Source organism: Pseudoalteromonas sp. PB2-1 (genome assembly GCF_045040605.1).
Lineage (GTDB): Bacteria > Pseudomonadota > Gammaproteobacteria > Enterobacterales > Alteromonadaceae > Pseudoalteromonas > Pseudoalteromonas arabiensis.
Genome location: NZ_CP090668.1, coordinates 326,320 through 346,570 on the forward strand (window position 1 = coordinate 326,320; position 20,251 = coordinate 346,570).

Here is a 20,251-nt window from a genome sequence, read left to right on the forward strand (position 1 = left end):
AGCAGCTGCGTTTTGTAAAGCTAAAGCATGTAGCCTTACATGCTTTTAGTCGAGGAAATTGTTAACCAGTAAGTGCATCAACCTGTACTACATCATTCAGTACAATAACGTCAGCACGTTTGAAGAAGTTAAAATCTGTTGCGGTTGCTAATGTGTAAGCACCCATCATACGACTGATGATTAAATCACCGTTGCTTAATTTAGGTAGCATGATTGACTCACTCACCACATCGATGCTGTCACAAGTTGGGCCTGCCAATACGGACTCTACACGTTCGTTCGATTGTTTTAACGAGTCGATAGGGTACGAGGCTTCATCAAACATTAAACCACTGAATGAGCCATAAATACCATCATCTAGGTAGTACCAAGGTTTACCTTCACGTACAGCTTGACCCATTACCGATGCAACACTGGTTACAGCGCAGGCAACAATAAAACGACCTGGTTCTGCAATGACGCGAACTGTCTCTGGTAACTGTGCTAAGGCATCATTTATCGGGGCACAAAACTCATCAATTGGCAGTACGTCTTTGTTATACGGCACTGGGAAACCACCGCCGATATCAAGCGTACTAAGTGCAGGTAGTCCCAATGCAGCTACGTCGTTAATCACTTGGTTACATGCAGCAATTGCTGTTACGTATTTAGCAGGGCTCGCTGTTTGTGAACCAACATGGAACGACAAACCTTTGATACGAATACCTAGTTGTTGCGCGTAAGTAATGATCTCAATAGCCATTGCAGGGCTACAGCCAAATTTTTTCGATAAATCCGCGAATGACTCTGCATTACGAAAACTTAAGCGAACAAGTAACTCAACGCGGTCTTTGTATGCAATGAACTTTTCTAGTTCATTGATGTTATCAACCACAAACACGTTACAACCATATTCAAGGGCATCACGAATATCACGGTCACGCTTGATAGGGTGCGTGTGAATAGTACGATCACTTGGTACACCTTGGCTGGCAACTAAGTCAACTTCACCGCTGGTTGCTAAATCAAAGCTGGCACCTTCTTCTAAAAGCGTGCGAACAACTGCTGCATGAGGAAGTGGCTTTAATGCAAAGTGTAAAACAACACCAGGTAAAGCACGGCTTAGTGCACGGTACTGGTGGCGTACAGATTCACAATCTAGCACCATTAATGGCGCACCATGTTGGGCAACAAGTTGCTCAATAAATTGATTTGATGGTTGTGCTATTGATTCGTTTGCAGCAACCGATGCTGCAGGTACTTTGATTGTTAAGTCTTGTGTAAGTGTTGAAATAGCCATTTTACTCTCCGGCAATTAAGCAACTGCTCGGAAAAAAATGGAAGTCCAAGTCAGTTGAGTGTTATTAAGCGCACCGTATGTTCTGTGCAATCAAATACACTCTTGGATAGTTGCTCTATCGCCTTGCTACAAACTAGGTTTGCAATGTACTCGGATTGGCTATCATCAAGAAGCGGCGAGATAATAGATCTGCTTTTTTATTTGCGCAAGCATTATTTCAAAGATTTTTTGAATTATTTTCAGTGTGTTTTTTGAACAGGCGAAGGGGCGTTTTTAAAATTTATCCCGTATGTTTTAGTATAAATGTCGAGCATTGCTTGGGTATCTTCTGGGCGGCTATTATTAGTATGGATTTCTTTAAGGTAGGCAGCCATATCATGGGTTTTCATGTAATTGTTCATTAATTCCATGGCCCTGCGACCTTGCGGTGTTTTACTACAAGCAAAATACCCATATATAAATTTAGGTAACTCAATAATAGGACGGGATTCAATAAGAGACTGTTGCTCAACGGTTAAATGAGCAAATAACGTTTCTTGGTAACCAATAATGAAATCGATACGATTGTTCATGAGTAGATTACTTAGTTGTAAAAATGGGTTTTCACCATATATAACAGCTACATTTGAGGCATTACTTGCAAACAATTTGTCCAGTTGTTGATAACTTGTGGATCCAATTATTCCGAAAATATAGTTTTTGTGTAGGAGTTGTTCCACTGAAATGTCAGAAGGTTTACTTTTTAGTTCATTTTTAAGACCAAATAACTGTCGTTGCACATGCATAAATGTTGGAACTGTTGAAAACAACATGTTCTGTTTGCGTTCTGGTGTTTTTATCGCATTAAAAGTACAGCTAGGTTCGTTACTTGATAAACGTTTAATTTGGCGTGCATGATTTGTAAACTGTAGCTTAAGATGGAACTCATTACCGAGTGCTGGCTGAATTGCTTTGACTAGATGGTAGTTAACGCTATTTTTATCAGTTTCATTGTCGAAATATGCATGAGATAGAATTATAAGCTTACTCTTATCACTAGCGAAAGCTGTGCTTAAGGTCAGCATTATTAAAAAAAGCAAACCTAGTCTCATGCATATCCTTTAATTATTTATCGAGCATTGGTGCTCTCAAAAATTTTGTCAGCTGATGCTGCAACAAAACCAGTGTAGAGTTCGCCATCCGGTTTTGCATAACGTAGCGCAAACTCATAAAAGCAACTCGGTACGGCAACAACACCATCGCTAAATTCAACTTCGCTATCATCAGCAAGCGTAGAAGACTGTTCAAGTAATACCTCTGGCGAACCTTTGATTTCGCCGCCCGATGTATTTAGTGCAAAACCGGCATCTTTAAGTGCTTGGTTAACACTTTCGATATCATCGAATTTCGCCAATTCATTGATGCTCACCGTAAAGTGATTAGCACGGTAACCCCACGCCGACATCCATGCCGCGTATTCGCTTTCTGCAAGCAGTTTTTTGTAGGTGTCTGAACTTACTTGCCAGTGCGTACCTGAGTAAAGGAAATTATCCGCTGTTACAGCGTTTTCGTCAACCTGTGCAACCATGTCGTTAACAATAGCTTGAAGCTCTTCTGAGCATTGTTCAACAAGTAATTCAGAAATGAAAACTTTAGGTTGCTTCGGATCTGAGTGTTCGAAGTGTTTAGCGTATAGTTTTTTCGCTTCGAAGTGATACTCGCCGCATTCTTTGTAGCCAACTGCTAAGAAGTGCGCAGCTAGTTTTTCTAAACCGATTTTTTCATGATTAAAGGTACGTAAAGCGATGTGATCGTTAATCACGTCATCTTTTTGTGTAGAGCCTAGTAGCTCATGTACTTTTACCGCCGATGGCGTAACTGATAAATAGTTGTCCCATAGGTTTTCAAATAGGGCGTTTACATCTGTGTGCATGTTTAATTCCTTCAATTAAGGCGGCGAGACCGCCAAACAATTATTCAATAATTAAGCCCGGCGCAAGGGTCTGTGGTAAGTTAACTTTATCGGCTTCAACAGAAGCAACAGGGTATGCACAGTAGTCAGCAGCATAATAAGCGCTTGCTCTGTGGTTACCACTGGCACCAATACCACCAAACGGTGCAGCGCTTGATGCGCCTGTAATTGGTCGGTTCCAGTTAACGATACCGGCACGAATACGTTTTAAGAAATGGTGGTAGTCATCGCTATCATCACTTAATAAACCAGCAGATAAACCAAATGAGGTGTTATTTGCTTCATTAATCGCACTATCGAAATCTGTATAACGGTATACCTTGATAAGCGGACCAAAGTGCTCTTCATCAGGCATGTCTTTAACAGCCGTTACATCAATAATACCTGGGCTTACAAAACCGGTACCCGCTTCAAGATGCTTAAGCTCGACAAGAGAGGTTGCTCCCATATCAAGTAATTGCTGCTGAGCTGCAACCATACCGAGTGCTGCTTTTTCGCTGATCATTGCACCCATGAACGGTTGATCTTCGCTGAAGCTGTCGGCTACTTTAATGTGTTTGGTTGCAGCAATTAACTTTTCTAAAATTGCATCGCCATTTGCCGAGTTCTCAATAAATAAACGACGAGAACAGGTACAACGTTGGCCAGACGTAATAAAACCAGACTGAATAATATCGTGAACAGCGGCACTTACATCAGCAACATCTTTTACGATAAGTGGATTATTCCCACCCATCTCAAGCGCTAAGATTTTACCAGGGTGACCTGCAAATTGCTTATGTAATAGGTGACCTGTATTTGAGCTACCCGTGAAGAATAAGCCATCTATATCTTGGTGAGAAGCGAGTGCAATACCTGTGTCGACTTCACCTTGTACAAGGTTAATGACACCGGCAGGTAAGCCGGCTTTTAGCCAAAGTTTTAAGGTAAACTCTGCAACATGAGGGGTGAGTTCTGATGGTTTAAATACAACCGTATTGCCCGCTAAAATAGCAGGCACAATATGACCATTCGGTAAGTGACCTGGGAAGTTATAAGGACCAAACACTGCAACAACACCATGTGGCTTGTGACGTATAAACGCTTTCGCCCCAGGCATTGGGTTTTCTGTGGTACCCGTACGTTCGTGATAGGCTCTAATAGAAATGGCAATCTTACCTGTCATTGCGCCTACTTCGGTACGTGTTTCCCAAAGTGGTTTACCTGTTTCACGGGCGATAATTGTTGCAAACTCTTCGCTATGCTCTTTAAGCTCTGCTGCAAAGTTTTCAAGAATAACAATACGCTCTTCAAGGGTCATATCAGCCCAGCCTAGCTGCGCACTACGAGCTGCTTTAATTGCATCAGCTACTTGTCCAGCCGTGGCTGTTTTACCCTGCCACACAACCTCGCCATTACTTGGGTTGATAGAACTAAAATCATGACCAAGGCCAGCTTGCCATTGGTTATCGATAAGTTGAGTTGTGACACTCATTTTAAACTCCTTAAGTGGTTACAAACGGAAGAACCGTGCTGCATCCCCTTGTTTTAATTTAAGTGCATCTGCCACTTCTTGGCTGATGATTAGCGTGTGCTTAGCGTGGTTATAATGAGCATGTTTGGTGAATGTTGCTCTGAAGTCATTCACGCCTTGATTACAAATAGCTAATGTATCTGAGCTTTTCTCATTAATGTGTGCAAGTTCACCGATGGTGATAGGACACACTTGTGACTCACGAACACTGCGAATATTGCCAAGTTTTGCTTCAACAGTGGGCCCTGCATCGAAAAGGTCGACATACCCACGGTGCTCAAACCCTTCTTTTTCTAACAGTTTAAGTGCAGGCTTTGTTTTTTCATGAACCCTACCAATCACAGCTTGCGCTTTTTTGCTCAGTAAGTTGGCATAGATTGGGTATTTAGGCATTAATTCGCTGATAAATACTTTATCGCCTAAACCGACTAGGTGATCAGCTTGTGGAAACTCAATGCTAAAAAAGTGCTCTTGCAACCATTGCCAAAAAGGTGAATGGCCTTTTTCATCACTTACGCCACGCATTTCTGCGATGATGGTATCAGCAAAACGTTCGCTGTGCTGCGCCATAAATAGAAAGCGCGAACGCGATAAAAAGCGACCTGTTAAGCCTTTGCGGTTTTGTTCACGTAAGAACAAGGTACAAATCTCAGAGCAGCCTGTGTAGTCATTACACATACTCAGAATATCAACGGTGTTATACACGTTGAGAGTACGTGAATGGTGAACAGTTTTTCCAAGATGGTAATGATACAAAGGCACCGACATACCTACAGCGGCTTCAATCGCTGTAGTGCCGATAACGTCACCCGTTTTACTGTCTTCTAAAACAAATAAATAGGTTTCGTCTTGTGGTTTATTGATGTTTTTTGCAAAACTTTGCTCGGCGCGATCGATTTTTTCTTGTAGCAAGGTGTCATCAACAGGTAATGAGGTAAACCCATGACCAGACTCCATCGCTATTTGCTTTAACGCGGCAAAATCATTTGCTGTGATAGGACGTAATACTTGCATTCATTGCTCTCCGATGGCGCACTGGTTTAGCAGCACGCCAACTAGAATTAACCGTTTACAACGTCTGCAACCGCTTTTTCAAAGCGAGCTAAACCTTCTTTAATATCCTCAAGAGGGATAACTAAAGATGGCGTAAAGCGCACAACATTTGTACCCGCAACAAGGCTCATTAAACCGTGTTTTGTGCTTGCTACTAGGAAGTCACGTGCACGGCCTTCAAATTTGCTGTTAAGTACCGCACCTAATAATAGACCTTTACCACGTACTTCACTAAATACATCGTATTTGTCGTTAATTGCAGCAAAGCCGTCGCGTAAAAGCTGTTCACGCTCTTTAACACCTGCGAGTACTTCTTCAGTATTGACAGTATCAAAAGCCGCTTCAGCTACAGCACATGCAAGCGGGTTACCACCGTAAGTTGAACCATGTGTGCCTACTTTTAAATGCTCTGCAATGCTCGCCGTTGTGATCATTGCACCGATTGGGAAACCACCGCCTAACGCTTTTGCTGTAGTAAGAATATCTGGTGTTACACCTAAACCTTGGTATGCGTATAAATCGCCAGTACGACCAACACCTGTTTGTACTTCATCAAAAATAAGTAAAGCATTGTGTTTGTCACATAACGCGCGAACACCTTTAATAAACTCGTTTGTTGGTGAAATGATACCGCCTTCACCTTGTAATGGCTCCATCATTACGGCACATGTGTTGTCGCTGATAAGTGCTTCAAACGCAGCTAAATCGTTATAGTCACAGTGATCAACGGCAGCAGGTTTAGGGCCAAAGCCATCAGAGTAAGCAGCTTGGCCACCTACAGTAACAGTGAAGAATGTACGACCGTGGAAACCTTTGTTAAACGCGATGATTTGGTTTTTTTGCTCGCCGTGTACATCTAATGCCCAGCGACGCGCTAATTTTAATGCTGCCTCGTTGGCTTCTGCACCTGAGTTTGCAAAGTACACTTTATCTGCAAATGTAGCGTCCGTTAACTTTTTAGCTAAGCGCAGTGCAGGCTCGTTTGTCATTACGTTTGATAAGTGCCAAATTTTTTCACCTTGCTCTTTAAGCGCATTGACAAGAGCTGGGTGACAATGACCTAAACAGTTAACGGCAATACCACCTGCAAAATCAATAAATTCTTTACCGTTTTGATCCCAAACACGTGAGCCTTTTCCGCGAACAGGGATAACCTCAGATGGGTTATAGTTTGGTACCATTACGTCGTTGAAAAGTTCTCTTGTTACTTGCATTTGTTGCACCTAAATATGGCTTAGTATGAAAAAAGTTAAATTGCAAAAAATAGGTCAGTTAAGCCGTTCCTGCCTAATTAAGCACGATGAGATTATTTTTCTTATCTATTTTTACTATTATCTGGGTTAGAAACTTAAATTTGCAGTGCTATTTTGTGAAAAATGACTAAAATAAAAAGCAAATTAACGAAAAGAGTAGTCAAAGTGATAACGCCACAAGACGAAAAGCTATTATCTATACTAAGAACAAATGCCCGTGCGAGTATTTCAGACCTTGCCAGGGCGCTTAACTTATCGCGCTCAACAGTGCAAAGCCGAATGTTAAAACTAGAAGAAACAGGTGTGATCAAAGGCTACAGTGTTGACTATGGTGATGCCTATTTGAGCCAAATGGTATCGGCGCACGTTTCAATTAAAGTAAAACAAAAATTGACCACTAAAACCAATCTTGAGTTGAAGCAAATTGATGCCATTTCGCAGCTCTACGCAATTAGCGGTGAGTTTGATTTGATTGCAGTTGTGCAAGCCCAAAACCTTGAAAAGCTGAGCCACCTTTTAGATGATATTGGTAACTTAGATGGGGTTGAGCGTACTACATCGTCAGTGATTTTAGAGACGAAATTTAAACGTTAACCCTTAATTTGGATCAAGATTGTTTTTACTCGGTTCAGAAATTACTCATTCAGTTTTTGGCTATAGATATTTAATTTGTATCTGCTTGAGGTGCTTTGCGAATGACTTTCTTTTCGACTTCATCAAGTTGTATAACATATGCATTGCCACCGATACCTTTAAATTCTTCATCGGTAAACACGATGGTGTTATCATCGTAAAATGTGATAGCTTCTTTTTGAGTGACGATACCTAAGTCTATACGTGACACATCACCTGAGAAGAACTTATCGCCTTTAAAGTTTTCAAATAACCAGATGCTAGTCGAATCAAGTAAAACAAGTTTACTTCTGTCAGGGCTTAACGCGGCAGATGTGACCCAGCATAACTTTTCCATCGTCGTGCAGGTTTTGAATGAGTCAATTAATTCGGCATCGAAATTTGCGGCATGGTCGCCTACTTTATAAACATTGGTAATGCCATCGAATGGCTCGGTACGGTTTTTGGTAAATAAATACAAATGATGGTTAAAAGCAACAAATGCTTCTAAGTCAAAGTTACGTTTATTGGGGAGGATTGGGCTGCCATCCATTTCAGGGTAGGTGAATTTTATGATTTCAGCTTGTGTTGTATTACCCTTTATATCAATAGGGTTTTCTATTTTATAAATGGTTAGCCATTTTCGGTCATTGTTATTATTGCCAAAATCCCCTAAAAAGAAATGCCCGAACCTATTTTGAGTCATATCTTCCCAATCAATGTTTTTGGCATTGGTGACTAACACTTCTTTTGCGATTGAGCCATCCTCATTTAAACGATACAGTTTTGGCTGGTCGCCACTATCGTTAATTGCCCAAAGGCGATGCTTTTTATCAAATTCTATCCCTGATATTTCCTTGACTTTAGGATCAACAGATAAGCGTTTTTTACTGTATAAAGTATAAATTGATGTACCGATAAAAATACCGGCAAGCGTCACGCTCAGGGTTAGTGTAATTAATAGACTTTTTTTCAACATTAACAAGGGATTGGGATTTAGATATTAAATGTGATTATAGCTTATTAATGTTGTCTCTGTATATTCCAAACACTTGTGCCTGTTGTTGCAATAAAATTGACGTTATCGTGGAGTACTTTGTGGCCTACATTAAAAGATGATTCGGGCTGGCTAACAAGGTAGCCCTGCACACTTCTAATACCCATTGATTTAACTAGTTCAAATTGTGCAAGCTCTTCAACGCCTTCGGCCACAATTTTTAAACCTAGTTTATGGCCTAACTCACTGACAGAGTGAAGTATCTTATTATATTTTGGGTTGTCATTGGCTTGCGCAATAAACAGTCTGTCCAGTTTTATTACATCAATCGGTAAGTCAGCAAGGGTACTTAAAGAGCTAAAACCAGTACCAAAGTCATCGATGGCGATAGTGATACCCTCACGGCGTAATTTCTCTAGGTCGTTTATAATTTTTTTACTTGCGGTGATTAATGTCGACTCTGTTATTTCCAACATAATAGCAGTTGCTGGCAGTCCTGTTTTAGAAAGTTTGGCCATTACCCAATCATAAATTGCCCGGTGTTTTAACTGAATGCCAGAAATATTCACCGATATTTTCACTTTCTTCATCCCCGCGTTATACCATGCAGCCATCTGCCGACATGACTCAAGCATGATCCAATCGCCGAGTTCTAAAATAAGATTCGATTCTTCAGCAATAGGAATAAACTCAACAGGAGAAATAGCGCCCTCAACTGGATGTTCCCAGCGTACCAAAGCTTCAAAATAATCGATTGCGCAATCGTCAACATCTACAATCGGTTGAAAGAATAAATGAAAGTTTTCAGAGGCAATTGCAAGGCGCATTTCCTCAAGTAAGTAATGATAGCGACGCATTTTATTGCCCATTTCAGGGGAATACACTTTAAAAATACCACGGCCATCAGTTTTGGCACGATACATCGCCACATCAGCCATTTGCAGTAATGTGTGAGGTGTCGCTGCACTGTCAGGGTAGGTTGCAATGCCTATGCTTGCGCTGATCTTAATCAGCTTATTACCGAGTACAAAATCCCTCTCGATTTCTTTTAAAACATTTTTAGCAATTTCAAGTGCTTGCTCTTTTGAGGTCAGGTGATTAATAAAGATAGAAAATTCATCTCCTCCCAAACGAGCTAAGTTTTGTTCAAGCTGGCTGGTGGCAGAAATATTGTTGAGCTTGTGATGGCGAAGCACACCCGTTAAGCGAGCAGCTACCTGAATAAGTACTTCATCGCCAAAGCTGTGGCCAAATGAATCATTTACCTGTTTAAAACCATCTAAATCGATAAATAAAAGCGCACAATTGAGTTTATCTATCTCTGCAACACTTAGTTGTCTGGCTAAATGCTCTAAATATGCATGGCGGTCTATCAGTAGGGTCAATTTGTCTTGGCAAATACTCGCCTGAGACTCGCGAGTGTAGGTGGTAATGTGCGCGCTCAAGGCATGAACATTTGCTTGCAAATTACAAAGCGTAGATTGCGAAGCTGAATGTGTGTTAGTAAGGTTTAGGCTGGAGAGTAGAGCTGAAGTTTGAATGTTAAGTTCTTTAATCGTCTGTTTCATGCTATCGCTTTGACGTCTTAGGCTGACCAACCATGTGATAGCAATAATTAACAGCAACAAAATGATAATATTAATAGGTGCCATCAAAGTTGAAGTAATGAGCTGCTTTGTCTCAATTGCCGTGACTGTTTGTGTGTCGGCTTTAACGACAACGTAATTTTGCTTGTTATGAGTGAGCGTGTATTGGCCAGTTAATAGAATGTTGTACCATGGAGCCGGTGCTATACCTGATGGGGGGATTGAGAAAGTGGAAAGCATAGTTGTATTTGGTTGATAAGAGAGATCGTTAACCTGTTTAACTAATAAAATGTTTAAACCATAAAAAAAAGCTACTATGGTTATCATACAACTGCATACTATACGAAGAGCATTGGCCATTATTCACTACCGTCCTGGGCACTATTATATTGTTTACCAACCCGTAAGTTAATTTTTTCAGTATATGGCTTGTCACTAAAATAGACAAACCTTTTGTAATGTAATTAGAATGTTAATCTGTTAAGTAAGTAAAAAGTTGTATTTGTTGAGTGCAATAATCAGGCCTTTAATCTCTTAAAAATACTTTGTACTACACGATTAACTTCAATTTAATTCACTTTACCAACACTTACTTATTAACTACTTTTTACTGAGAAATGACTCAAGTTCAGTATTTAGAGTAAATGAGAATTTAACTTTCAAATTGGTTCGTTTATTGCTGACTTAAGGTTAGAAGTTTGATTAATCATGTTTTTGTTTGTTTTATGCACTTTTATGGTGCGTGCACAAATATTTTGCACTGTCATAATGCGTAAACAAAGATTTGATTTACTGAGTAAGGTACATGTTCTTTTAGGCAGTTTTTAGCGCATGTAATACACAGCCCCGACTGTTGAGTAGTTGAACACGGCACTGTGGCAAGGATTAATTAACCATCTGGTTGAATTGGAGCCCACTATGTTAAGTAAACGTTTTTTTAAAACCAAAGACGAAACCGAAGTTACTTTTGAATTTCAGCACCCAGACGCTGAAAATGTGCAATTAGTTGCAGAGTTTACAGATTGGCAGCCAGTGCCAATGAAATACAACAAAAAAGAACAGGTTTTCAAGTGCAAGCAGCGTTTACCGCTCGATAAACAATTTCACTTTCGTTACCTCATCAATGGTCATGTTTGGGATAACGACCATCAAGCTGACGCTTATACTCCTAATGTTTTTGGTACTGAAAATAGTGTTGTAAACACTCAACGCGCTTAATAGGTGCATTAATGCAGTCACTTTCGCAGTTATTTTATCTTTATGGTATTGGCTACGAGTATACAAAGTACACAGGCGAGCATGTTGTTTTCGATGAGAATACTCGCGCTTGTGCCTTACGTTGCTGCGGTATTCATACTGACGACATAAATACAATTGAACAGCTAAACTTTACGCTTGATGCAGGTAATTGGCTCAATTTATTGCCGCCGGTAAGCCTTGTCAGCGCTGAAAACCGACTGTTAAAAGTGCGTATAGATGAGCGCTTACTTGAGCATCATTGTGAGCTATCAATCCCGTCACTCGGAATAACCGCTAACAGAGAAAGCTTTGTAGGTTTAGATGTATTAGGTGACTATGGTTTAAATGGTGTTCGTTATATCGAGGTCGCGCTACCTGTGCCGCCTATGCCTATTGGTTATCATGATGCGTATATATCTGTGGCAGATCAACACAGTCGTAGTCAACTTTGGATAACCCCTCAAACATGTTTTCAAGTTGAAGATAAAAAACGTTTGGGTTTATCTATTCAGCTCTACAGTTTAGTGAATCATGCAGGCTTTGGTATTGGTGATTTTGCTGACTTGGCTTCCCTTATTCGTGATGCGGCCAGCCATGGGATGGATTATATTTTACTCAACCCACTACATTTACTTTTTGAACACGCCCCAGAGCGGGCAAGCCCATACAGCCCAAACAGCCGTGCTTTGTTAAACCCGCTGTATATAGCGGTGTCTCTATGTGAGGACGCAAAGCACAATACTAAGCTTGAAAAATTATTGGCTGAGCTGCCAATCAACTCAGAACAGTTCATAGATTACACCCTAGTCACTGATTTTAAATATAACGTGTTCGATTGCTTATACGCACACTTTTGCAATACCGCATCGGACGAACGTAAAGCCCAATTCGACGAGTTTTGTAACGTACATAGCCAAAGCCTAGCAACACTGGATGCAGAAGATAGCCGATACGCAAGTTACTTACAGTGGCTTGCGCACTCTCAGCTAAACTTTTGCCAACAACTAGCTGCTGATTGCTATATGGATATTGGTTTAATAAACGACTTGGCAGTGGGCTGCGCTGGAGATGGCAGTGAGTTTAAAAGTCAATATACGTTATTTTCTCATGGTGCTTATGTTGGTGCACCACCGGATCCTTGGGCAGAGCGAGGCCAAAATTGGGGGCTACCTGCATTAGACCCACAAAAACTCAGTACAGATCACTTTGCATTTTACCGTTCTTTAATTCGCGCCAATATGGAAGATGTAGGCGGACTGAGAATTGACCATGTTATGGCTATACGCAGATTATGGTGGTGTTTTGAGAACCAAGGACAGCAAGATGGTTGTTATGTTTATTACCCATTTGAACATCTTCTTGCCATTTTAAAAATAGAATCTCATCTTAATCAGTGTGTCGTAATTGGTGAAGATTTAGGGGTTGTCCCTAATGAAGTAAGAGAGGCACTTGAAGCAAGTGCTATTTATTCAAATGGTTTGTTTTATTTTGAAAAAGATCAGGATGGGGAATTCCTCTTGGCTGAACATTTTTCGCAGCACAGTTTATTAATGATTGCCAATCATGATGTCCCGCCATTTTCTGGTTGGTGGACTGGTTATGATATCACTGTAAAACAGCAATATGGATTGATAAATGAGGCCGAGAGCTATGAACTTATCGCAGCGCGAGACATTGAAAAACAAAGGATGTTGCATTTTATTTATCGTCAAAGTGCGAAGGAGTTAAGCCCTAATGCACAGGCACAAGAAGTGTATGAAGCATTAGCGACATGTCTTGCTAAGGCTCCTGCACAGTTATTTACCATTCAAATAGATGATTTAGACGAGCAAGTATTGCCCGTAAACATCCCTGGCACTGATCAAGAATACCCAAATTGGCGGCGTTTATTGTCACGTTCGGCAAAGCATATTATCGATTCTAAAGCATCATTGTTAGCCAATTTAATCTCCATAAGGAAGCAATAAATGCAAAGTCGTGTCCGCCAAGAGCACATTGAACAACCACTGATTTATCAGGCACAGATCACGGCTTTAACTGCTGGCTGCTTTAAAGATCCATTCAGCTTTTTAGGGCCACATAAAGTGAATAGTGAAAGTTATGAAGTACGTTGCTTTTTACCAGGAGCAAAAACAGTATCCGTTGTGCTCGATTCACTCATTGTACCAGCACACAGGCAAGGGCAAAGTGATTTGTTTGTTGCGACAATCCATACAGAGTCTGCTCCTGAGTACAAACTTGACGTCAACTATGAGCAAGGGTGCGAGCAACAGTACGATGAATATAGCTTTGTAAGCACACTCGACGAACAGGCAATGTATTTGTTCAATGAGGGCAGCCTTGAGCATGCTTATAAACACTTTGGTGCTCATTTTACAGATCAGCAGGGTGTACAAGGAGTCCGTTTTGTAGTGTGGGCACCTAACGCCGCGAGTGTCTCAGTCATTGGGGATTTTAATTATTGGCAACGCAGCCGCCATTTTATGCGGTTTCATCCTGCAAGTGGTGTGTGGGAGTTATTTATTCCTGCACTAAAAGTAGACCAATGTTATAAGTTTGCGATTACCACTCTTAGTGGTGAAGTGCTTGAAAAAGCGGACCCATTTGCATTTAAAATGCAACAGGCGCCTGGCACTGCTTCTGTTTTACAGTGTAGCAAGGCAGAGGTACACCTTGACAAGCACGCACTGGCTAATCGTGCCAAGCGCAATAGCATTGATGCGCCAATAAGTATATATGAAGTGCATGTAGGCTCTTGGCAGCGACAAGATAATAATCGATATCTAACATGGCGAGAGCTTGCCGATTGTCTGATCCCTTACACCAAAGAACTTGGTTTTACCCACTTACAGTTAATGCCAATTAGCGAATACCCATTTGATGGTTCATGGGGTTATCAACCGGTAGGTTTATTTGCGGCAACAAGCCGTTACGGTAGCTTTGAAGATTTTGTTTATTTTGTTAATCAATGTCATCAAGCAAACTTAGGAATTATATTAGATTGGGTGCCTGGGCATTTTCCAAGTGACCCGCATGGTTTGCATTGTTTTGATGGCACTCACCTTTATGAACACGCAGACATTCGTCAGGGGTTTCACCCTGATTGGAATACCTATATCTACAACTATGATCGGGCTGAAGTACGCAGTTTTTTGATTGCGAATGCGATGTATTGGCTGCATGAATTTGGTATTGATGGCCTGCGTGTTGATGCTGTGGCGTCAATGCTTTACTTAGATTACAGCCGAGAAGAAGGGCAGTGGGTTGCTAATCAATATGGCGGCCGTGAAAATCTCGGGGCCATTGAGTGTTTAAAGCAAGTGAATATGCGCTGCTACGCAAACAATCCAGGCATCATGATGGTGGCAGAAGAGTCAACAGCATGGCCTGGTGTTACACGCCAAGTTGATCATGATGGCTTAGGATTTGGCTACAAATGGAATATGGGCTGGATGAATGACAGTCTGCACTACATGCAGCGAGACCCACTATACCGTGCGCATCACCACCACGAAATGACTTTCTCAATGGTTTATGCTTACAGTGAAAATTATATTTTGCCTCTCAGTCACGATGAGGTTGTACATGGCAAAAGGTCGCTTATTGAAAAAATGCCCGGCGATGATTGGCAAAAATTCGCTAATTTAAGAGCCTATTATGCGTTTATGTGGGCGCATCCAGGCAAAAAGCTCCTTTTTATGGGGGCTGAAATAGCGCAACGTAACGAGTGGAATCACGATCAATCGTTAGATTGGCACTTACTTGAGCATATTAGTCATTGTGGTGTGCAGCAAACCATTAAAGAGTTAAATGAGGTCTATCGCAATACGCCCGCACTGTACGAACAAGACACCAGCCCTGCTGGGTTTGCTTGGCTTGATAGCAACAATGCAAAGCAAAGTATTTTTAGTTTCATTCGCTATGCAAAACAAGCCGATGATTTTGTAATTGTGATCAGCAATTTAACCCCGCAGGTCTATCATGACTTCATCGTTGGTGTACCTAAAGCGGGTGATTATCAGGTTGTTTTTAACACCGATAAGCAAGATTATTTTGGCTCAGGTGTAGAAGTGACAGGCATGGCAAATCAAACAATAAGTACGCAAACGACGCTAAGTCACGGCTTTAAACAAAGTTTGAGTATTTCTTTACCTGGCCTTGCCACAATTTACCTTAAAAAGGTGAATCATGAGTCATAGTGTGCGGTTGGAAATCGGCTTTACGCAGCCTCTGGGGTCATCCGTTGTTGAAGAGGGGGTTAACTTTGCCGTCTATGCGCCACAGGCAAAGCATATCTTACTGTGCTTGTTTGATAGTAGTGGTCACTCGGAAGTATTAACGCTACCGATGAATATGAACGAAGGAGGTGTGTGGACACTTTTGGTCAGCCCATTAAAAAAAGGAGCGTTATATGGCTTTCGTGCCGATGGTGAATATGCACCTGATAAAGGAGTGTTTTTTAATAAACACAAACTCCTGTTAGACCCATATGCGCAGGACTTTTACGGTGAATTTACTTGGAGTGAACGCCACTATGGGCAAATGCCGGTAGGCACCTTAAGTGAAGTGAATAATGCCATTGATATGCCTAAGTCGCGTGTCGGAGAAGTTAAGCCATATTCGGGTAAAAGACCAAATCACAGCTGGGGCAAAACCGTGATTTATGAGTGCCATGTTAAAGGGGCAACATGTAGACACCCAGACATTCCAAAGCCATTACAAGGAAAGTTTTTAGGCTTGAGCCATCCTCGTTTCATTGAGCATTTACGTACGTTGGGCATAACTTGCTTGGAGTTATTGCCTGTGCAAGCTTTTATCAGTGAACAGTTTCTTACTGCCAAAGGGTTACAAAATTATTGGGGTTATAACACCTTAAACTTTTTCACTCCCCATAAAGATTACTTGGTTAAAGATGATGTCAGTGAATTTCAAGATATGGTGGCAACCCTTCATAAAGCAGACATTGAAGTTATTTTAGATGTTGTTTACAACCATACTGCCGAGGCTGGCACGGATGGTCCTTTGTTATCACTGCGAGGCTTAGATAATCTAGGCTATTACCGAACAGTGGCTGAAAAACCATCACATTATATTAATGACACGGGGTGTGGCAATACGCTCAACATTGACTCTCCACGCACATTGCAATTGGTACTCGACAGTTTACGCTATTGGGTTGAAATAATGGGCGTGGATGGTTTTCGATTTGATCTTGCGACTATCTTAGGGCGCAACCCAAACGGTTTTAATCAAGCCCATTCATTTTTACAGGCAATAAACCAAGACCCTGTACTTAATAAAGTAAAGTTAATTGCTGAGCCTTGGGATATTGGGCCTGGAGGCTATCAACTTGGTGCTTTCCCTGCGCCTTGGCGTGAGTGGAATGATCAATACCGCGATACCGTTCGACGTTTTTGGAAACAAGAGCCAGGCTTAATTGGTGAACTTGCAAAACGCTTACATGGTTCTTTCGATCTATTTGAGCATAACTTACGAGGCCCTTTAAACAGTATTAACTTTATCACTAGCCATGACGGATTTACGCTGGCAGATTTAGTCAGTTACGAACAAAAGCATAATGAAGCTAATGGCGAACAAAATCGTGATGGTCATAGTGCAAATTATTCATTTAACTGTGGAGTTGAAGGCTTTACTAACGATGCAAAAGTAAGCTCATTACGATTACAACAACAAAAAAATATGTTGCTAACTTTATTGCTTTCCAAAGGCGTGCCTATGCTTGCGTCGGGCAGTGAAATGGCTCACTCACAGGGCGGTAATAATAATGCGTATTGCCAAAATAACCGCACCAGTTGGCTTGCTTGGAAAGATTCTCAATTAAGCCACCCATTGACTCGATTCATTGATGATGTGCTGCGTTTACGCAAACAATTTAGTGTCTTTAAGCACCGTTTCTTTGTGCACGATGATGACACGCGGTATGACGTCGCATGGTTTACCGAAGAGGGTAACGCAATGCAACAGGACGACTGGCATGAAGCTGAGCGTCAGTTCCTAATGTATAGCTTAACCGATAAACATACACACCAAGCACTCTTAATCATTCTAAATGCAGGGTCTGAGGCTGTTAGCTGTCAACTTCCTCATTTAGAAAAAGCTAAGTGGCAGCTCGCTGTTAGCAGTATTCATCCAATATCCGCCAATGAAGATATGGAACAACAAATAGCTGCAATGAGTAGCTGGGTTTTTACCGCCAATTCAGAGGACTAAAGTCATGACTAAAAATGCTGAGCAAGCATGTGTTGTAAAAGGGTGGCAAGACGCGCCAATTATTGATGAAAGCACCTTAGAGGATGATTTATCACGCCATTTTTACTACACCTTAGGGCGTGACAAAGTCGGCAAGTCACAACTGTATTTATATCATGCGTTAGCATTAACAATACGTGACAGGCTGGTGGCCCGCTGCCGTGTTACTAAGCAGCAAATACATGAGCAAAAGCGTCGAAAAACTGCCTATTTATCACTGGAGTTTTTAATGGGACGGGCACTTGGCAATGCAATTTTGAATCTTGATTTAGATGAGCAAGTTGAAAAAGCATTGCAGCAATATTGTACTGAACTTGAACAAGTTGCAGAAGCTGAACACGATGCAGGGCTTGGTAATGGTGGCTTAGGGCGTCTTGCAGCGTGTTTTTTGGATAGCTGCGCCAGTCTTGCTCTGCCTGTTATTGGTTATGGTATCCGTTACGAATACGGTATGTTTAATCAGGCACTTGAAAATGGTCATCAAGTTGAGCAACCAGATAACTGGCTACGCGAAGGCCATCCGTGGGAATTAAGCGCACCAGAGCAGTCAAAACGGGTTAAATTTTTTGGTCACCTAGACAGCTATACAGACAAACAAGGACGAGTACATCGTCAGTGGCTTGATACCCAAGACGTACTCGCCGTACCTTATGATGTGCCAATCCCTGGCTATAAAAATGACATAGTTAACACCTTGCGTTTGTGGAAGTCAGAAGCCACCGATGAGTTTGATTTAAGTGAGTTCAATGCAGGCAGTTACTCTGAGGCTGTGGCACGTAAGAACTTAGCAGAGCAAATTACCATGGTGCTATATCCCAACGATAGTAGCGAAAACGGTAAAGAGCTGCGTTTACGTCAACAATACTTTTTATCATCGGCCAGTATTCAAGACATCATTGATATTTGGGTTAATCAGTACGGTGAAGACTTTTCTGACTTTGCCGATCATCATGTATTTCAGTTAAACGACACTCACCCTAGTATCGCTGTAGCAGAGCTCATGAGACTACTTGTCGATGATTATGAGCTTGATTGGGATGAAGCGTGGCTAATTACCACAAAAACAATGGCATACACAAACCATACACTGTTACCTGAAGCACTTGAAAAGTGGTCGGTGTCATTATTTTCTCGTTTACTGCCCCGTGTTTTAGAAATTATTTATGAGATTAATGCTCGTTTTCTAGCTGAGGTTGCACAAGCGTGGCCAGGCGATGTTGGCAAGCAACAAGCTTTGTCGTTAATTGAAGAAGGTGGCGAGCCGCAAATTCGTATGGCGTATTTAGCGATTGTTGGTAGCTACTCCGTCAATGGTGTAGCAGCCCTGCATACTGAACTATTGAAAGCTGGCTTATTTAATGACTTTTATCAGTTATGGCCTAACAAATTCAATAACAAGACAAATGGTGTAACTCCTCGTCGCTGGCTTGCTCATTGTAACCCTGCGTTAAGCACATTAATTACCAGCAAAATCGGTGATGATTGGGTTGCTGATTTCAGCAAAATTAGCCTGCTACGTCGTTATTACGACGATGAAGCATTCCACAAACAATGGCAAGCAGTTAAATGCACTAACAAACAGCGTTTAGTTGATTTAGTTAAAGCCCGCTGTGGTGTTGAGTTTGATTCTTCAATGATGTTCGATGTGCAAGTTAAGCGTATTCATGAATACAAACGCCAGCTTTTGAATGTACTGCATATCATTCATTTATATGATCGAATTCGTCAAGGCCACACAGACAATATTGTGCCACGCTGTGTGTTACTTGGTGGCAAAGCAGCACCTGGCTATTACATGGCGAAGAAGATCATTAAGTTAATTAATAACGTCGCTGAGGTTATCAATAAAGATCCACTCGCTCAGCCCTACTTACGTGTTGCGTTTTTGCCTAATTATAATGTCACCGCAATGGAAACTATTTGCCCTGCAACGGATTTATCAGAGCAAATTTCAACAGCAGGCAAAGAAGCATCAGGCACGGGTAATATGAAATTCATGATGAATGGTGCACTGACCATTGGCACATTAGATGGTGCAAACATTGAGATTCGAGATGCGGTTGGTGCAGACAACTTTTTCTTATTTGGTGCCCGCGCAGAACAAATTGACGATATTAAAGCCCATTATAACCCTGAGCAAATTATTCAACAAACTGACAGCTTATATAAGGTGATGCAGCTCATTGAAAGTGGGCATTTTAATCTTTTTGAACCCAATTTATTTGACGACATCATTGCCGCGATTAAAAGCCCACACGATCCTTGGTTAGTCGCCCATGATTTTGCCAGCTTTGTACAAGCGCAAGAACATGTTGAGCAAGCCTATTTAGACACATCACATTGGACCAAAATGAGCATTTTGAATACGGCCGCCAGTGGTATGTTTTCGAGCGATAGAACCATAAGCCAATACAGTGACGACATATGGCATTTGGAACCACTTTTGGATACTCGCACACAGCAACACACAGAAAAAAGTAGCTAACTTAAGACGGAGA

The 20,251-nt window shown here is 41.4% G+C and carries 14 protein-coding genes; 6 read left to right on the forward strand and 8 right to left on the reverse strand.

Features of this window, described 5'->3' with window-relative positions; all coding sequences use genetic code 11:
• Positions 1-61 precede the first annotated feature (61 nt).
• The 6 genes from L0Z67_RS18410 to L0Z67_RS18435 all read right to left on the reverse strand — a co-directional run bounded on the left by L0Z67_RS18410 (position 62) and on the right by L0Z67_RS18435 (position 7,010).
• Entirely contained in the window at positions 62-1,279 is a 1,218-nt protein-coding gene (locus tag L0Z67_RS18410; RefSeq protein ID WP_392353754.1) for a type III PLP-dependent enzyme, read from the reverse strand.
• A gap of 239 nt (positions 1,280-1,518) precedes the next feature.
• The gene (locus tag L0Z67_RS18415; protein WP_405128748.1) at positions 1,519-2,370 is read right to left on the reverse strand and encodes a hypothetical protein; all 852 of its coding nucleotides are present in this window, start codon (positions 2,368-2,370) and stop codon (positions 1,519-1,521) included.
• A 17-nt stretch (positions 2,371-2,387) separates the two neighbouring features.
• Positions 2,388-3,191 (reverse strand): DUF1338 domain-containing protein, encoded by an 804-nt coding sequence (locus L0Z67_RS18420; protein ID WP_237115318.1) that lies wholly within the window; start codon positions 3,189-3,191, stop codon positions 2,388-2,390.
• Positions 3,192-3,231: 40 nt separating this feature from the next.
• On the reverse strand, positions 3,232-4,704 hold the full coding sequence (gene astD, locus L0Z67_RS18425; protein ID WP_237115317.1) for a succinylglutamate-semialdehyde dehydrogenase: 1,473 nt from the start codon (positions 4,702-4,704) through the stop codon (positions 3,232-3,234).
• 18 nt (positions 4,705-4,722) lie between these two features.
• Positions 4,723-5,757: an arginine N-succinyltransferase gene (gene astA / locus L0Z67_RS18430; RefSeq protein WP_237115316.1), complete on the reverse strand. Its 1,035-nt coding sequence runs from the start codon at positions 5,755-5,757 to the stop codon at positions 4,723-4,725.
• Between the two features lie 47 nt (positions 5,758-5,804).
• Entirely contained in the window at positions 5,805-7,010 is a 1,206-nt protein-coding gene (locus L0Z67_RS18435; RefSeq protein ID WP_062567106.1) for an aspartate aminotransferase family protein, read from the reverse strand.
• A gap of 204 nt (positions 7,011-7,214) precedes the next feature.
• On the opposite strand from L0Z67_RS18435, the gene L0Z67_RS18440 reads away from it, so the two are divergent.
• The gene (locus L0Z67_RS18440; RefSeq protein ID WP_062567105.1) at positions 7,215-7,643 is read left to right on the forward strand and encodes an Lrp/AsnC family transcriptional regulator; all 429 of its coding nucleotides are present in this window, start codon (positions 7,215-7,217) and stop codon (positions 7,641-7,643) included.
• 70 nt (positions 7,644-7,713) lie between these two features.
• Here the strand turns inward: L0Z67_RS18440 and L0Z67_RS18445 are convergent, their stop codons facing one another.
• Together L0Z67_RS18445 and L0Z67_RS18450 are read right to left on the reverse strand one after the other, a co-directional pair.
• Positions 7,714-8,640, reverse strand: coding sequence for a hypothetical protein (locus L0Z67_RS18445; RefSeq protein ID WP_237115315.1), 927 nt, complete (start codon positions 8,638-8,640; stop codon positions 7,714-7,716).
• A gap of 44 nt (positions 8,641-8,684) precedes the next feature.
• Entirely contained in the window at positions 8,685-10,571 is a 1,887-nt protein-coding gene (locus L0Z67_RS18450) for a putative bifunctional diguanylate cyclase/phosphodiesterase (protein ID WP_392353760.1), read from the reverse strand.
• Positions 10,572-11,162: 591 nt separating this feature from the next.
• Here L0Z67_RS18450 and L0Z67_RS18455 point away from each other — a divergent pair.
• Genes L0Z67_RS18455 through L0Z67_RS18475 form a run of 5 tightly spaced genes read left to right on the forward strand, consistent with a single transcriptional unit; the run spans position 11,163 to position 20,238 of the window.
• Positions 11,163-11,462, forward strand: coding sequence for an isoamylase early set domain-containing protein (locus tag L0Z67_RS18455; RefSeq protein ID WP_062567102.1), 300 nt, complete (start codon positions 11,163-11,165; stop codon positions 11,460-11,462).
• 11 nt (positions 11,463-11,473) lie between these two features.
• Positions 11,474-13,450 carry a 4-alpha-glucanotransferase gene (gene malQ, locus L0Z67_RS18460; RefSeq protein ID WP_237127369.1) on the forward strand — a complete coding sequence of 659 codons (1,977 nt, stop codon included), beginning with the start codon at positions 11,474-11,476 and terminating at the stop codon, positions 13,448-13,450.
• Complete coding sequence (gene glgB / locus L0Z67_RS18465; protein WP_392353763.1) at positions 13,451-15,682, forward strand: 1,4-alpha-glucan branching protein GlgB; 2,232 nt, start codon at positions 13,451-13,453, stop codon at positions 15,680-15,682.
• On the forward strand, positions 15,672-17,714 hold the full coding sequence (gene glgX / locus L0Z67_RS18470; protein WP_392353765.1) for a glycogen debranching protein GlgX: 2,043 nt from the start codon (positions 15,672-15,674) through the stop codon (positions 17,712-17,714). The genes glgB and glgX overlap by 11 nt, the downstream gene beginning before the upstream one ends.
• Before the next feature lie 4 nt (positions 17,715-17,718).
• Entirely contained in the window at positions 17,719-20,238 is a 2,520-nt protein-coding gene (locus L0Z67_RS18475) for a glycogen/starch/alpha-glucan phosphorylase (RefSeq protein ID WP_237127372.1), read from the forward strand.
• Positions 20,239-20,251: the final 13 nt, after the last annotated feature.

Excerpts from the sequence above, each read along its gene's own strand:
- L0Z67_RS18410 (WP_392353754.1), bottom strand. The coding sequence starts at position 1,279 with ATGGCTATTTCAACACTTACACAAGACTTAACAATCAAAGTACCTGCA.
- L0Z67_RS18415 (WP_405128748.1), bottom strand. The coding sequence starts at position 2,370 with ATGAGACTAGGTTTGCTTTTTTTAATAATGCTGACCTTAAGCACAGCT.
- L0Z67_RS18420 (WP_237115318.1), bottom strand. The coding sequence starts at position 3,191 with ATGCACACAGATGTAAACGCCCTATTTGAAAACCTATGGGACAACTAT.
- astD (WP_237115317.1), bottom strand. The coding sequence starts at position 4,704 with ATGAGTGTCACAACTCAACTTATCGATAACCAATGGCAAGCTGGCCTT.
- astA (WP_237115316.1), bottom strand. The coding sequence starts at position 5,757 with ATGCAAGTATTACGTCCTATCACAGCAAATGATTTTGCCGCGTTAAAG.
- L0Z67_RS18435 (WP_062567106.1), bottom strand. The coding sequence starts at position 7,010 with ATGCAAGTAACAAGAGAACTTTTCAACGACGTAATGGTACCAAACTAT.
- L0Z67_RS18445 (WP_237115315.1), bottom strand. The coding sequence starts at position 8,640 with ATGTTGAAAAAAAGTCTATTAATTACACTAACCCTGAGCGTGACGCTT.
- L0Z67_RS18450 (WP_392353760.1), bottom strand. The coding sequence starts at position 10,571 with ATGATAACCATAGTAGCTTTTTTTTATGGTTTAAACATTTTATTAGTT.
- L0Z67_RS18455 (WP_062567102.1), top strand. The coding sequence starts at position 11,163 with ATGTTAAGTAAACGTTTTTTTAAAACCAAAGACGAAACCGAAGTTACT.
- malQ (WP_237127369.1), top strand. The coding sequence starts at position 11,474 with ATGCAGTCACTTTCGCAGTTATTTTATCTTTATGGTATTGGCTACGAG.
- glgB (WP_392353763.1), top strand. The coding sequence starts at position 13,451 with ATGCAAAGTCGTGTCCGCCAAGAGCACATTGAACAACCACTGATTTAT.
- glgX (WP_392353765.1), top strand. The coding sequence starts at position 15,672 with ATGAGTCATAGTGTGCGGTTGGAAATCGGCTTTACGCAGCCTCTGGGG.
- L0Z67_RS18475 (WP_237127372.1), top strand. The coding sequence starts at position 17,719 with ATGACTAAAAATGCTGAGCAAGCATGTGTTGTAAAAGGGTGGCAAGAC.